This window comes from Massilia sp. Root418, assembly GCF_001425265.1.
GTDB lineage: Bacteria > Pseudomonadota > Gammaproteobacteria > Burkholderiales > Burkholderiaceae_D > Rugamonas.
Window position 1 is genome coordinate 321,677 of record NZ_LMEC01000001.1, and the last position, 13,901, is coordinate 335,577.

Here is a 13,901-nt window from a genome sequence, read left to right on the forward strand (position 1 = left end):
CGTGGCTTTTTTATTTGAATTCTGCATATTTTTATAGCACGGCAGTCCCTCTGGAGTCCTTGCGTTATGCAATAGTTAGTATTTCAGAGAATTATTATCTGCCGGGTCTTGTGATTTGGCATCTTTGCGCCAATATCTGCAACACGCTTTCACATAAGGTACGCCATGACAACTTCCAAATTAACTGAGCAAACTCAACTGCCGTTATTGCCACTGCGGGATGTTGTAGTTTTCCCGCATATGGTGATACCGCTGTTTGTAGGTCGCCCCAAGTCGATCAAGGCGCTGGAAGCCGCGATGGAGCAGGGCAAGAGCATCATGCTCGCCGCCCAGAAAGCTGCCGCCAAGGACGAACCTTCCGCCTCCGACATTTATGAAATCGGTTGCGTGGCCAACATCCTGCAGATGCTGAAACTGCCGGACGGCACCGTCAAGGTGCTGGTCGAGGGTGCCCAGCGCGCCCGCATCAAGAAGATCACCGACGCGCCGACGCACTTCGTGGCCGATCTGACCCCGCTCGATTCCGAGATCGGCGATGATTCGGAAATCGAAGCGATGCGCCGCGCCATCGTCCAACAGTTCGACCAGTACGTCAAACTGAACAAGAAAATCCCGCCGGAGATCCTGGCTTCGCTGTCCGGCATCGACGACGCCGGCCGCCTGGCCGACACGGTGGCTGCGCATCTGCCCCTCAAACTTGAGCAGAAGCAGGTCATCCTTGAGATCTTCAACGTCGCCAAGCGCCTGGAGCACCTGCTCGGCCAGCTGGAAGGCGAGCTCGATATCCTGCAGGTGGAAAAGCGCATTCGCGGCCGCGTCAAGCGCCAGATGGAAAAGTCGCAGCGCGAGTACTACCTGAACGAGCAGGTCAAGGCGATCCAGAAGGAGCTGGGCGAAGGCGAAGACGGCGCCGACCTGGACGAACTGGAAAAGAAAGTGGCCGCCGCCAAGATGCCGAAAGAGGCACTGGACAAGGCCAACGCCGAGCTGAAAAAGCTCAAGCTGATGTCGCCCATGTCGGCCGAAGCCACCGTGGTGCGCAACTACATCGACACCCTGGTCGGCCTGCCCTGGAAGAAGAAGTCCAAGGTCAACAACGACCTGGCGAACGCCGAGAAAGTGCTGGAAGGCGACCACTATGGCCTGGACAAGGTCAAGGAACGCATCCTGGAATACCTCGCGGTGCAGCAGCGCGTCGACAAGCTGAAGGCGCCCATCCTGTGCTTCGTGGGTCCTCCGGGCGTGGGTAAGACCTCGCTGGGCCAGTCCATCGCGCGCGCCACGAACCGCAAGTTCGTGCGCATGGCGCTGGGCGGCGTGCGCGACGAAGCCGAGATCCGCGGCCACCGCCGTACCTACATCGGCTCCATGCCGGGCAAGGTGCTGCAGTCGCTGGCGAAAGTCGGCGTGCGCAACCCGCTGTTCCTGCTGGACGAAATCGACAAGATGGGCGCGGACTTCCGCGGCGATCCGTCGTCGGCCCTGCTGGAGGTGCTGGACCCTGAGCAGAACCACACGTTCTCCGACCACTACATCGAGGTGGACTTCGACTTGAGCGACGTGATGTTCGTGGCGACTTCGAACTCGTACAACATTCCGCCGGCCCTGCTGGACCGCATGGAAGTGATCCGCCTGTCGGGCTACACGGAAGACGAGAAGACCAACATCTCGCAGCGCTACCTGCTGCCGAAACAGATCAAGAACAACGGTCTGAAGGAAGAAGAGATCTCGGTATCGGAAGCCGCGCTGCGCGACATCATCCGCTACTACACCCGCGAAGCCGGCGTGCGTTCGCTGGAACGCGAAGTGTCGAAGATCTGCCGCAAGGTGGTCAAGATGCTGCTGCTGAAGAAGACCGAGAAGAAGGTCGCCGTGACGCCGAAAAACCTGGACAAGTTCCTGGGCGTGCGCCGCTACGACTTCGGCGTGGCCGAGAAGGAAAACCAGGTTGGCCAGGTGGTCGGTCTGGCATGGACCGAGGTGGGCGGCGATCTGCTGACCATCGAAGCCGTGACCATGCCGGGCAAGGGCAACGTGATCCGCACCGGCACGCTGGGCGACGTGATGAAGGAATCGATCGAGGCAGCTCGCACCGTGGTGCGCAGCCGTTCGGCGCGGCTGGGCATCAAGCCCGAAGTGTTCGAGAAGAGCGACATCCACATCCACGTGCCGGAAGGCGCCACGCCGAAGGACGGTCCTTCGGCCGGTATCGCGATGACGACCGCGCTGGTGTCCGTGTTCACGGGCATCCCGGTGCGCGCCGACGTGGCGATGACGGGCGAGATCACGCTGCGCGGCGAAGTGCTGCCGATCGGCGGCCTGAAAGAGAAGCTGCTGGCGGCGCATCGCGGCGGCATCAAGACGGTCCTGATCCCCGAGCAGAACGTGAAGGACCTGGCCGAGATTCCGGACAACGTGAAGAACAAGCTGGAAATCGTGCCGGTGCGCTGGATCGACAAAGTGCTGGAAATCGCACTGGAACGCCAGCCGGAAGCTGTCGTGGAAACCCCTCCGGTGGAGGCGGTGGCCGCAGCGGCAGCCAAGGTGGACGGGCAGGGCGAAGTCGTCAAGCACTAAGCCCCGGCTTGCATAAATTGTCCGTTTGACCATAAACAGGCGCTTTTTAAGCGCCTGTTTCAATTTTTACTGTGGTTTTGTACTGTGTTTCCCTTGACACAAGGTTGCAACGGCTTGTTTAATACGGCCTGAGATTTTCTCTGCCGTATAAAAACGGTATAAACGATATAAACCTTTGTGACGGGGAAGCTTGTGAACAAGACTGAATTGATCGACCATATTGCCACTTCCGCTGACATCTCGAAAGCGGCTGCTGCGCGCGCACTGGATGCGGTGATCGATGGCGTAACTACTACTCTGGCCAAGAACGACAGCGTCACCCTGGTCGGCTTCGGCACTTTCTCCGTGAGCGAACGCGCTGCCCGCACCGGCCGCAATCCGCGCACGAAAGAAGAAATCGTGATCGATGCAGCCAAGGTTCCTAAATTTAAAGCTGGCAAAGCTTTGAAGGATGCTGTAAACTAACGGACTTCGGTGAGTTGCCAAGCCAGCTTGAAACTCACTGAAGCGGTTTGATTGGGCGCTTAGCTCAGTTGGTAGAGCGGAGCCCTTACAAGGCTTAGGTCGGGAGTTCGAGCCTCTCAGCGCCCACCAGTCAAGCCATGTTGTACACGTTGTGGTAACAGTGATGCTGTACCTGTATTTGCTGGAGCGGTAGTTCAGTTGGTTAGAATACCGGCCTGTCACGCCGGGGGTCGCGGGTTCGAGTCCCGTCCGCTCCGCCAGCAAATACACATAAACATCTGACCAGGAGCGGTAGTTCAGTTGGTTAGAATACCGGCCTGTCACGCCGGGGGTCGCGGGTTCGAGTCCCGTCCGCTCCGCCAAGAATATGGAAGCCCCTGCAGCTGCGAAGTTGCAGGGGCTTTTTCAATTCTGGCATGCTTGCCGTTTTCTCAAAACTGCGCCTTGCTATAGAGCGGCGCGGCGCTGTAAAATCGCGACGGAATATTTCCTCTCCTCAGAATGGCGGACCATGTTTGAATTTATACGCACGCATCAAAAGCTGATGCAGATTTTACTGGCGATCCTGATCGTGCCGTCGTTTGTGCTGGTCGGCGTGGCCGGCTACAACAACACCGGCGACCAGGCCAACGTCGTGGCCAAGGTCGGCGACCAGTCCGTAACCCGGCAGGAATGGGAAGCCGCGCAGCGCAGCCAGCTCGACAGCTTCCGCCAGCGTATGGGCGCGCAGTTCGACCAGAAGCTGTTCGACACCCCCGAGTTCAAGCAGAACGTGCTGGAGCGCCTGGTGGCCGACCGCGCAGTGGCCGCTGAAATGGTGCGCAGCCACCTGACCGTGGCCGACAGCGTGCTGCAAAAGCAGATCCTGGACACCCCCGGCCTGCGCAAGGACGACGGCAGCTTCGACATGGAGCGCTACAAGGCGCTGCTGGGCGCGCAAGGGCTGTCGCCAGCCGGCTACGAAGCCCAGCTGCGCCGCGACATGGCGCTGCAGCAGCTGGCAGGCGCCGTGCAAGGCACCGGCATCGTGCCGCGCGCGGTGGCCAAGCAGATCTCCGATTTCGGCTCGCAGGAACGCGAGGTGCAGGAACAGCTGTTCCCGGCCGCCCAGTACCTGTCGCAAGTCAAAGTCACCGACGAGATGGTGAAAGCCTTCTACGACAAGAACAGCAAGCTGTTCGAAACGCCTGAGCAAGCCAAGATCGAATACGTGGTGTTCAGCGCCGCCGCCGTGGCCGAGCAGGTCAGCGTGACCGACGCCGAGGTGGCCGCCTACTACGAAGCCAACAAGGCGCGCTTCGCCAGCGCCGAATCGCGCCGCGCCAGCCACATCCTGGTCACCGTGGGCAAGGACGCCAGCGCCGCCGACAAGGCAGCAGCCAAGGCCAAGGCCGAAGCCATCCTGGCCGAGGTGAAGAAGAACCCGGCCGATTTCGCCAAGATTGCCAAGGCCAAGTCGCAGGATCCATCGTCGGCCGAGCAGGGCGGCGACCTGAACGAACTGGAAAAAGGCTCGCTGCCGAAAGCGCTGGAAGACAAAGCCTTCAGCATGAAGCAGGGCGAGATCGCCGGTCCGGTCGAGACCGAGTTCGGCTACCACGTGGTGACCATCACCTCGCTCAAGCCATCGGCCACCAAGCCGCTGGAAGAAGTGAAGGACACCATCGCCGCCGACCTGAAAAAACAGAAAGCCGGCAAGCAGTATTCCGAGATGGCCGAAGCCTTTACCAACACCGTCTACGAGCAGTCCGACAGCCTGAAGCCGGTGGCCGACAAGCTCAAGCTGAAAGTGGAAACGGCCGAGCGCGTGGCGCGCAATCCTTCGCCGGCCCTGGGCGCGGCGCCGTACAACAACGCCAAGTTCCTGACCGCGCTGTTCTCGGCTGACTCGCTGAAAAACAAGCGCAACACCGAAGCGGTTGAAGTGGCGCCGAGCACCCTGGTGGCGGGCCGCATTGTCGAATTCAAGCCTGCGGCCAAGCGTCCGCTGGCCGAAGTCGACGCGGCCATCCGCCAGCGCGTGGCGGCCGAAGAATCGGTCAAGCTGGCGCGCAAGGAAGGCGAGGCCAAGATGGCCGCCGCCAAGGCAGCCGGCGGCGCGGAAGGCTTCGGCCCGGCGCAGATCGTGTCGCGCACCGAAGGCAAGGGCCTGAGCCCGCAGGTGCTGGCCGAAGTCATGAAAGCCGACGCCAGCAAGCTGCCGGCCTACGTGGGCGTGGAAGTGCCGGGCGCAGGCTACGGCGTGTATCGCATCGGCAAAGTGCAGCAGCCCGCAACGCAGGACGCCGCGCGCCGCAAAGCCGAAGAAGAGCAAATCACCAGCATCGTGGCCGAGCAGGAAATGGCGGCCTACGTGGAAGCGCTCAAGCAAAAATCCAAGGTCAAGATCCTGGCCTCGGCAGAAACGGCCAAGACCGCGGACGCCAAGTAACACCAACGCCGCCGTCCCCGAAAATGGGGTCAGGGTTAATTATCCGGGAAATGTTTCCCGAATAATTAACCCTGACCCCATTTTTTTTGGTTTAGGGGTGGAGCTGGCGGGCGGCGGCGAGCATGTCGGCGGGCGCGATGCCGGGCAGGTCGAGCACCTGGGCGTTGGCGATGCGGGGGAAGTTGCGGCCGATGGAGCGGGTGTAGGCGGGGTCGTAGTGCTCGGCCAGCAGCGCTTCCACCAGCTCGGCCATGCGGCCTTCGCTGGCCAGGCTTTGCCAGTTGCTGATCTTTTCGTTGCCGTGCAGCGCGGCCAGGTAGCCCAGCTGTTCGTTGAGCGGGCCGGCGTCCTGCGTGTAGTGCTGGTAGTCTTCCATCAGCAGCTGCACGCGGTGCGCGCGCGATAGCTGTAGCGAGATGCAGCGCGCGGCGCGGATCTGTTCCATCAGCGCGCCCGGCACCCGCAGCGCGCCCACCTTCTTGCTCTCGGATTCGACGAACACCGGCAGCGCGGGGTCGAAGCGGTGCAGGCGGTCCCAGATGGCCGTTTCGAAGGCTTTCTGCGTGGGCTGCGGCTGGCTGGGCAGGCCGCCCAGCACCGAGCCGCGGTGGGCGGCCAGCTGTTCCAGGTCCAGCACCTGCGCGCCGATCGATTCCAGCGTCTGCAGCAGCCGGCTCTTGCCGCTGCCGGTGGTGCCGCACACCACGCGGTAGTCCAGCGCCGGCGGGTGCTCCAGGGCGCTGCTGACGAACTGCCGGAAGTCTTTGTAGCCGCCGTCCAGCTGCACCACCGGCCAGCCTATCTTGGCCATGATGTGGGCCAGCGAGCCGCTGCGGTTGCCGCCGCGCCAGCAGTAGACCAGCGGCCGCCAGTCGCGCGGCTTGTCCAGCCACAGCGCGTCGATGTGGGCGCTGATGTTGCGGGCCACCATGGCCGCGCCCATCTTGCGCGCTTCGAAGGAGTTGACTTGCTTGTAGGTGGTGCCGACCTGGATGCGTTCCTCGTCGTTCAGCACCGGGCAGTTGATGGCGTCGGGCAGGTGGTCGAGGGCGTACTCGGACGGGCTGCGCGCGTCGATGATGGCGTCGAATTCGCCGAGGCGGCCGGCGATGTCGGCGAAGCGCAGGATTTCGGGATATTTCATTTTGCTTTCAGTAGCGGCTGCAGATGCGGCCAGATGTTGCCAAGGATGATGGGATGGGCGGCCGCCAGCGGGTGCAGGCGGTCGGCCTGGAACAGTTCGGCCTTTTCGGCCACGCCGTCAAGCATGAAGGGCGCCAGCGGCGCTTTCACGTCCTTGCTGAGGGCGCCGAACATGGCGAAGAATTTGTCGGCGTAGTCGCGCCCGTAGTTGGGCGGCATGCGCATGCCCACCAGCAGCACCTGGGCACCGGCATCGCGCGCCTGCTTGACCATGGCGCGCAGATTGGCTTCGGCTGCAGCCACCGGCAGGCCGCGCAGGCCGTCGTTGGCGCCCAGTTCGATGACCACGATGTCGGGCTTGTGCTTGCCCAGCAGTGCCGGCAGGCGGGTGCGCCCGCCGCTGGTGGTTTCGCCGCTGACGCTGGCGTTGACGATGCGCGCGTCAATTTTCTGCGCCTGCAGTTTCTGTTCCAGCAGCGCCACCCAGCCGGCGCCGCGCGCCAGGCCGTATTCGGCAGACAGGCTGTCGCCCAGCACCAGCACGGTTTTTGGTGCAGAATAGGCGCTTGCGGCGGCGCTGAACATGAGCAGCACTGCCACTGGCAGCCACAGAACCTGACGTAATTTCTTCAAAAAGACCATGCCTGAATTCCCTAAAGCGTCCAGCAATTTCATTCCGGATTCGCCGTCCATGCTGGACAGCGGCACTGTGCCGGCCGGTGCGCGCAGCGAGGCGGCCATCGTGGTGGCGGGGCTGAGCAAGCGCGTGGCCGATGCCAGCGGTGAGCTGACCATCCTGCACAGCGTGGATTTTACCGTGCAAAAGGCCGAGACGCTTGCCATCGTTGGCGCTTCCGGTTCGGGCAAGTCCACCTTGCTGGGCTTGCTGGCCGGCCTGGATTCGCCCAGCACCGGCAGCGTGCACCTGGACGGCAGCGATATCTACGCCCTGGACGAGGATGGCCGCGCCGCCGTGCGCAAGGCGAAGCTGGGCTTCGTGTTCCAGTCCTTCCAGCTGCTGGCGCACCTGACGGCGCTGGAGAACGTGATGCTGCCGCTGGAGCTGGCCGGGGACGGCGACGCGCGCGCCAAGGCCGAGGCCATGCTGGGGCGGGTCGGCCTGTCCAGCCGCCTGAAGCACTATCCGAAGTACCTGTCCGGCGGCGAGCAGCAGCGCGTGGCGCTGGCGCGCGCCTTCGTGGGCCAGCCGCCGCTGCTGTTTGCCGACGAGCCTACCGGTTCGCTGGACGCGGCCACCGGCGAAGCGGTGATCCAGCTGATGTTTGAACTGAACCGCGAACACGGTTCCACGCTGGTGCTGGTGACGCACGACCCGTCGATTGCCGCCCGCTGCGGCCGCGTCATCACCATTGCGGCCGGGCGCATCGTTTAACGCGCCTGGCCGTGGCCGTGGTGCTGGACCATGCGGTTCAGCGCCGTGCGGATAAACGGTATCAGTTCGCCCGCCGTGATGCCGATTGGCCCCATGCCTTCGGCCACCATCACGTCCGCCGCCATGCCGTGCAGCCAGACCGCCGCCAGCGCCCCTTCCCAGGCCGGCCAGCCCTGTGCCAGCAGGCTGCCGCACAGTCCCGACAGCACGTCGCCGGTGCCCGCCGTGGCCAGCGCGGGGTTGCCGGTGGTGTTGATGACCACCTGGCCCAGCGGCTCCGCCACCACCGTACCCGACCCTTTCAGCACCACCACCGCCCGCATCCGCGCGGCCAGCCGGCGCGCGGCGGSGAGCCGGTCCGCCTGGACTTCGGCTACCGGTATGTCCAGCAGGCGCGCCGCCTCCAGCGGGTGCGGCGTGAGCAGCGTGGGGCCGGTGCGCCCGGCCAGCGCGGCCGCCAGCGCCGGGTCGGATGCCAGCAGGTTGAGCGCATCCGCGTCCAGCACCAGCGGGCCGCCGCCGCCGGCCGCGCGCGCCAGCAGGCCATGCGCGGCGGGCGCGCTGCCGAGACCGGGGCCTGCCACCACCACGACGGCCTTGAAATCGGCATCGCCGGCCTGGCGGCACATCAGTTCCGGATAGGCGCTGTCGTAGGCCGGCGCATCGCCGGCAAAGCAGGCGTAGACGCGGCCGGCGCCGGTCAGCAGTGCCGCCCGCGCTGCCAACACCGCCGCGCCCGCCATGCCGTGCGCCCCGCCCAGCACGGCCACGTTGCCATAGCTGCCCTTGTGCGTGTTGTGGCGCCGCGCGCGCACGTGGCGCACGAAGAATTTGACGTCGTTCAGGTGCTGGCGCGAAGGCGGGAACAGCGACGCTTCCAGGTCCAGCCGCGAGATCTGCACCAGGCCCGCGTGGTCGCGGCCTTCGCAGGTGTGCAGGCCGGGCTTGTCGCCGATGAAGGTGACGGTGTGCGTGGCGCGCACGGCGACGCCGTCCGCACCGACGATGGCACCGGTGTCGGCATCGAGCCCGCTGGGCACGTCCAGCGCCAGCCGCGCGCAGGGCAGGCCGTTCACCGCCGCCACCAGCGCGCGCAGATGGCCTTCCAGCGGCCGTGTCAGGCCGATGCCGAACAAGCCGTCCACCACCAGGTTCCATTCGATGCCGGCCAGTTCCTCCAGACCCATTTCCGTGAATGCGGCCGCGCTGCCGCGGGCCCTCTGCAGCGCCTGGACGCGCTCGGGAGAGCCCGGCGCGCCGCCGTCGATGTGCAGGATGCTGACCTGCGCGCCGGCATAGGCCAGGTGGGCGGCAGTCTCCAGCGCGTCGCCGCCATTGTTGCCCGGGCCGGCCAGCACCAGCACGCGCGCGCGGCCGGTGGAGAATGGCAGCAGGTCCAGCGCCGCGTTGGCGCCCGCCTGGCCGGCCCGCTGCATCAGCGCGCCCGGCGGCAGGCGCTGGGCGGCGGTGTGTTCGATGTGGCGGATTTCTGCGACGGTGTAGAGTGGATTCATGGCCGGCCATGGCAGTGGAGGTGATGTCATTCTAGCATTGAAGCGCTGCCGCCGAGCCGCGCTATCGTCCCCCAAAACCTTGCCATGCACACTACAATAGGCCCTTCACGCATAGCTGGAGGTAGCACATGGACTGGCAGTTCTGGATAGACCGCGGCGGCACGTTTACGGACATCGTGGCGCGCCTGCCGGACGGTACGCTGCGCACGCACAAGCTGCTGTCCGAGAATCCGGAGCAGTACCGCGACGCCGCCATTGCCGGCATCCGTCATTTGCTGGGCGTGGCGGCTGGCGACCCGGTGCCGGCGGGCAGGATCGGGGCGGTAAAAATGGGCACCACGGTGGCCACCAATGCGCTGCTGGAGCGCAAGGGCGAACCGACCGCGCTGGCCATCACGCGCGGCTTCCGGGATGCGCTGCGCATCGCCTACCAGAACCGTCCGCGCCTGTTCGACCGCCACATCGTGCTGCCCGAACTGTTGTACAGCCACGTGGTGGAGATCGATGAACGCATGGGCGCGCACGGCGAGGTGGTGCAGCCGCTGGATGCCGCAGCGGCGCGCGCGGGCCTGCAGGCAGCGTACGACAAGGGCTTGCGCTCGCTGGCCATCGTCTTCATGCACGGTTACCGCTACAGTGAGCACGAGGCGGCCGTGGCGGCCGTGGCGCGCGAGATCGGCTTCACGCAGGTCTCCGTGTCGCACCAGGTGAGCCCGATGATGAAGCTGGTGGCGCGCGGCGACAGCACGGTGGTCGATGCCTATCTGTCGCCCATCCTGCGGCGCTACGTGGACCAGGTGGCCAGCGAGCTGCCTGGCGTGAACCTGCAGTTCATGCAATCGAACGGCGGCCTGACGGACGCGCGCGCGTTCCAGGGCAAGGACAGCATCCTGAGCGGGCCGGCGGGCGGCATTGTCGGCATGGTGCGGGCCAGCAGGCTGGCGGGCTTCGAGCGCATCATCGGTTTCGACATGGGTGGCACCTCCACCGACGTCTCGCACTTCTCGGGCGATTTCGAGCGGGTGTTCGAGACCCAGGTGGCGGGCGTGCGCATGCGCGCCCCGATGATGAGCATCCACACCGTGGCAGCCGGCGGCGGCTCGATCCTGCATTTCGACGGCAGCCGCTTGCGCGTCGGTCCGGACAGCGCCGGCGCCAATCCGGGGCCGGCCAGCTACCGGCGCGGCGGCCCGCTTGCGGTGACGGACTGCAACGTCATGCTGGGCAAGATTCAGCCGGCGCATTTTCCCCAATTGTTCGGCGCGGACGGCAGGCAGGCGCTGGACGCCGCCGCGGTGCGCGAGCGGTTTGCGGCCATGGCGGACGAGATCAACGCGGCGGCCGGCACCGCCGCCACGCCGGAGCAGGTGGCGGCGGGCTTTATCGACATCGCGGTCGGCAATATGGCCAACGCGATCAAGCAGATTTCGGTGCAGCGCGGGCACGACGTCACCGAATACACGCTCACCAGCTTTGGCGGCGCGGGCGGCCAGCATGCCTGCCTGGTGGCCGATGCGCTGGGCATGAAGACAGTGTTCATCCATTCGCTGGCCGGCGTGCTGTCGGCTTACGGCATGGGCCTGGCCGACCAGACCGCGATGCGCGAGGCAGCGGTGGAAGCGCGCCTGGCCGACAGCGGCGAACAGGCCCTGGCGGCGCGGCTGGCGGCGCTGGGCGAGGCAGCGCGCGGCGAACTGCTGCGGCAGGGCGTGGCTGCGGAGCGCATTTCGCTGATACGCCGCGTCCACCTGCGCTACGAGGGCACTGACTCGGCGCTGATCGTGCTGTTCGACGGCGTGGAGAGCATGACGGCGCAGTTCGAAGCTGCCTACAAGAAGCGCTTCTCCTTCCTGATGCAGCACAAGCCGCTGATCGTGGAAGCCGTATCGGTCGAGGCGGTGGGCGCGTCGGACGCGCCGGCCGAGGCGCCGCCGCAGCAAGCGCCGCGCGCCGGCGGACTGCAGCCCTCGGCCGTGCTGCCGATGTACGCGGCGGGCGCCTGGCGGGACACGCCGCTCTACCAGCGCGGCGACACGCGCATCGGCGACCTCATCCACGGCCCGGCCATTATCGCCGAGGCCAACGCCACCACCGTGGTAGAACCCGGCTGGCAGGCGGACGTCACACCGCACGACCACCTGGTGCTGACGCGCGTCGAGGCACTGCCCGAGCGCCGCGCCATCGGCACCACGGCCGACCCGGTGATGCTGGAGATCTTCAACAACCTGTTCATGTCGATCGCCGAGCAGATGGGCCTGCGGCTGCAGAACACCGCCTATTCGGTCAACATCAAGGAGCGCCTGGACTTCAGCTGCGCCATCTTCGACGCCGGCGGCAACCTGATCGCCAACGCGCCGCACATGCCGGTGCACCTGGGTTCCATGGGCGAAAGCATCAAGACCGTGATGCGCGAGAACGCCGGCCGCATGCACGCCGGCGATGTCTACATGCTGAACGACCCCTACAACGGCGGCACCCACCTGCCGGACGTGACGGTGATTTCGCCGGTGTTCGACGAGGAAGGCAGCGAGATCCTGTTCTACGTGGGCTCGCGCGGCCACCATGCCGACATCGGCGGCACCACGCCTGGCTCGATGCCGCCCGATTCGCGCAGCATCGAGGAAGAGGGGGTATTGATCAACAACTTCAAGCTGGTGGACGGCGCCGCCGGCGGCCAGTTGCGCGACGCCGAAACGCGCGCCCTGCTGGCCGGCGCAAAGTACCCGGCCCGTAATCCCGACCAGAACATGGCCGACCTGCGGGCCCAGGTGGCCGCCAACCAGAAGGGCGTGGACGAGCTGCGCAAAATGGTGGCGCACTTCGGGCTGGACGTGGTGCGCGCCTACATGGGCCACGTGCAGGACAACGCGGAAGAAGCCGTGCGCCGCGTGATCGGCGCGCTGCACGACGGCAGCTATACGCTCAAGCTGGACAACGGCGCGCAGATCCAGGTGGCGGTGCGCGTGGACCGCGCCGGGCGCAGCGCCGACATTGACTTCACCGGCACCTCGGCGCAGTTGGACAACAACTTCAACGCCCCTTCGGCGGTCTGCATGGCGGCGGTGCTGTACGTGTTCCGCACCCTGGTGGACGACGAGATTCCACTCAACGCCGGCTGCCTCAAGCCGCTGCGGGTGCTGATACCGCCGGGCTCCATGCTCAATCCGCACTATCCGGCGTCTGTCGTGTCGGGCAATGTGGAGACTTCCACCTGCATCACCAACGCGCTGTACGGCGCGCTCGGCGTGCTGGCCGCGTCGCAGGGCACCATGAACAACTTCACCTTCGGGAACGCGCGCTACCAGTATTACGAAACCATCAGCGGCGGCTCGGGGGCGGGCGACGGTTTCGACGGCACCTCGGTGGTACAGACGAATATGACCAATTCGCGCCTGACCGACCCGGAGATACTGGAGTTCCGCTTCCCCGTGCGGCTGGAAAGCTACGAGATCCGCGAGGGCTCGGGCGGGGCGGGGCGCTGGCGCGGCGGTAATGGCGGTGTGCGCAAGGTGCGCTTCCTGGAAGCGATGACGGCCGCCATCCTGTCCAACAACCGCCTGCACGCGCCGTTCGGCATGGCCGGCGGCCAGCCGGGCCAGGTGGGGCGCAACCTGGTGCAGCGCGCCGGCGGCAGCATCGAACAGCTCGGCCACATCGGCAAGACCGGCATGGCGCCGGGAGACGTGTTTATTATCGAGACGCCGGGTGGCGGCGGCTACGGGCCCGAAACGCCGCGCTCATAGCACGCGCAGCCCCTGCGGTGTATGGATGTGCGCAACCATGCATGCACCGTGCTTCCCGCGCAGGGGCGAGACGGTAACCGGGCCTTCGAGGCTGAGCGACTGCAGCAAACGCGTGATGCGTTCCGGTTCCGGGTGGAACAGTTCGAGCCTGGCGAGCGACAGGCCGTCATCCTGAAGCCCGGCCGCCGGATGCACTTGCGCCTGCCATTCGATGAGGGCGGGCGCGATACCGTTCAAGGGCAGCGTGCCGTCGGCAGGGATGGTGATCTGCCAGTTGAGTGCGCCCCGGCTCATGGGCTCGATATTGCCGATCGCTTCAGGGCAGGCCGAGACGCTGGCGCCGATGTCCGGGGTGCGCACCACCCAGGTGGCGAGCGCAGGCGGCGCGTCCGGCGGCAAGGCGTCCAGCCCGAACCAGCGCGGCCGCGCCGGCTTGGCGGCGTGGGGATTCGCGGCAATAACCTCCAGGAACAGGGAGTCGCCCAGCCGAAGAAGCAGGTTGTGTGTTCCCATGCGGGGATGCTCTCCACCGCGCTGGGGCGTCACCCCGAGCGCCCGGCACACGTAGTCTGCGCCCGCTTCCAGGGTGGGGGCGGTAATCGTGAGATGGTCGATGTGGCAAGTTGTCATGGCAT

General features: G+C 65.6%; 9 protein-coding genes and 3 tRNA genes. 8 read left to right on the forward strand and 4 right to left on the reverse strand.

Translation table 11 applies throughout. The features are described 5' to 3' along the window. Nucleotides 1–165: 165 nt before the first annotated feature. The 6 genes from lon (at nt 166) to ASC94_RS01305 (ending at nt 5,473) form a co-directional block, all read left to right on the forward strand. On the forward strand, nt 166–2,577 hold the full coding sequence (lon, locus tag ASC94_RS01280) for an endopeptidase La (RefSeq protein ID WP_056389611.1): 2,412 nt from the start codon (nt 166–168) through the stop codon (nt 2,575–2,577). Nucleotides 2,578–2,754: 177 nt separating this feature from the next. Then, on the forward strand, nt 2,755–3,042 hold the full coding sequence (locus ASC94_RS01285) for an HU family DNA-binding protein (RefSeq protein WP_307188286.1): 288 nt from the start codon (nt 2,755–2,757) through the stop codon (nt 3,040–3,042). A gap of 53 nt (nt 3,043–3,095) precedes the next feature. Continuing rightward, nucleotides 3,096–3,171, forward strand: a tRNA-Val gene (locus ASC94_RS01290). 54 nt (nt 3,172–3,225) lie between these two features. Next, nucleotides 3,226–3,302 (forward strand) — tRNA-Asp (locus ASC94_RS01295). A 25-nt stretch (nt 3,303–3,327) separates the two neighbouring features. Continuing rightward, a tRNA-Asp gene (locus ASC94_RS01300) sits at nt 3,328–3,404 on the forward strand. Between the two features lie 149 nt (nt 3,405–3,553). Further along, a complete protein-coding gene (locus ASC94_RS01305; protein ID WP_082615999.1) occupies nt 3,554–5,473 on the forward strand; it encodes a SurA N-terminal domain-containing protein in 1,920 nt (639 codons plus the stop codon). Nucleotides 5,474–5,564: 91 nt separating this feature from the next. Here the strand turns inward: ASC94_RS01305 and mnmH are convergent, their stop codons facing one another. Together mnmH and ASC94_RS01315 are read right to left on the reverse strand one after the other, a co-directional pair. After that, nucleotides 5,565–6,617, reverse strand: coding sequence for a tRNA 2-selenouridine(34) synthase MnmH (mnmH, locus tag ASC94_RS01310; RefSeq protein WP_056389621.1), 1,053 nt, complete (start codon nt 6,615–6,617; stop codon nt 5,565–5,567). Next, entirely contained in the window at nt 6,614–7,258 is a 645-nt protein-coding gene (locus tag ASC94_RS01315; protein WP_056389624.1) for an arylesterase, read from the reverse strand. Before ASC94_RS01315 ends, mnmH begins: the two co-directional genes overlap by 4 nt. 49 nt (nt 7,259–7,307) lie before the next feature. On the opposite strand from ASC94_RS01315, the gene ASC94_RS01320 reads away from it, so the two are divergent. After that, complete coding sequence (locus ASC94_RS01320) at nt 7,308–8,009, forward strand: ABC transporter ATP-binding protein (protein ID WP_056391980.1); 702 nt, start codon at nt 7,308–7,310, stop codon at nt 8,007–8,009. On the opposite strand, the gene ASC94_RS01325 is transcribed toward ASC94_RS01320, so the two are convergent. Beyond that, nucleotides 8,006–9,523 carry a bifunctional ADP-dependent NAD(P)H-hydrate dehydratase/NAD(P)H-hydrate epimerase gene (locus ASC94_RS01325; protein ID WP_056389627.1) on the reverse strand — a complete coding sequence of 506 codons (1,518 nt, stop codon included), beginning with the start codon at nt 9,521–9,523 and terminating at the stop codon, nt 8,006–8,008. The genes ASC94_RS01320 and ASC94_RS01325 overlap by 4 nt on opposite strands. Nucleotides 9,524–9,651: 128 nt before the next feature. Here ASC94_RS01325 and ASC94_RS01330 point away from each other — a divergent pair, with 128 nt between their 5' ends. Further along, nucleotides 9,652–13,266, forward strand: a complete 3,615-nt coding sequence (locus tag ASC94_RS01330) for a hydantoinase B/oxoprolinase family protein (RefSeq protein WP_056389631.1) — start codon at nt 9,652–9,654, stop codon at nt 13,264–13,266. On the opposite strand, the gene ASC94_RS01335 is transcribed toward ASC94_RS01330, so the two are convergent. Continuing rightward, the gene (locus ASC94_RS01335; RefSeq protein WP_056389633.1) at nt 13,261–13,896 is read right to left on the reverse strand and encodes a VOC family protein; all 636 of its coding nucleotides are present in this window, start codon (nt 13,894–13,896) and stop codon (nt 13,261–13,263) included. The two genes, ASC94_RS01330 and ASC94_RS01335, sit on opposite strands and share 6 nt — an antisense overlap. Nucleotides 13,897–13,901 lie beyond the last annotated feature (5 nt).

Excerpts from the sequence above, each read along its gene's own strand:
- lon (WP_056389611.1), top strand. The coding sequence starts at position 166 with ATGACAACTTCCAAATTAACTGAGCAAACTCAACTGCCGTTATTGCCA.
- ASC94_RS01305 (WP_082615999.1), top strand. The coding sequence starts at position 3,554 with ATGTTTGAATTTATACGCACGCATCAAAAGCTGATGCAGATTTTACTG.
- mnmH (WP_056389621.1), bottom strand. The coding sequence starts at position 6,617 with ATGAAATATCCCGAAATCCTGCGCTTCGCCGACATCGCCGGCCGCCTC.
- ASC94_RS01315 (WP_056389624.1), bottom strand. The coding sequence starts at position 7,258 with ATGGTCTTTTTGAAGAAATTACGTCAGGTTCTGTGGCTGCCAGTGGCA.
- ASC94_RS01320 (WP_056391980.1), top strand. The coding sequence starts at position 7,308 with ATGCTGGACAGCGGCACTGTGCCGGCCGGTGCGCGCAGCGAGGCGGCC.
- ASC94_RS01330 (WP_056389631.1), top strand. The coding sequence starts at position 9,652 with ATGGACTGGCAGTTCTGGATAGACCGCGGCGGCACGTTTACGGACATC.
- ASC94_RS01335 (WP_056389633.1), bottom strand. The coding sequence starts at position 13,896 with ATGACAACTTGCCACATCGACCATCTCACGATTACCGCCCCCACCCTG.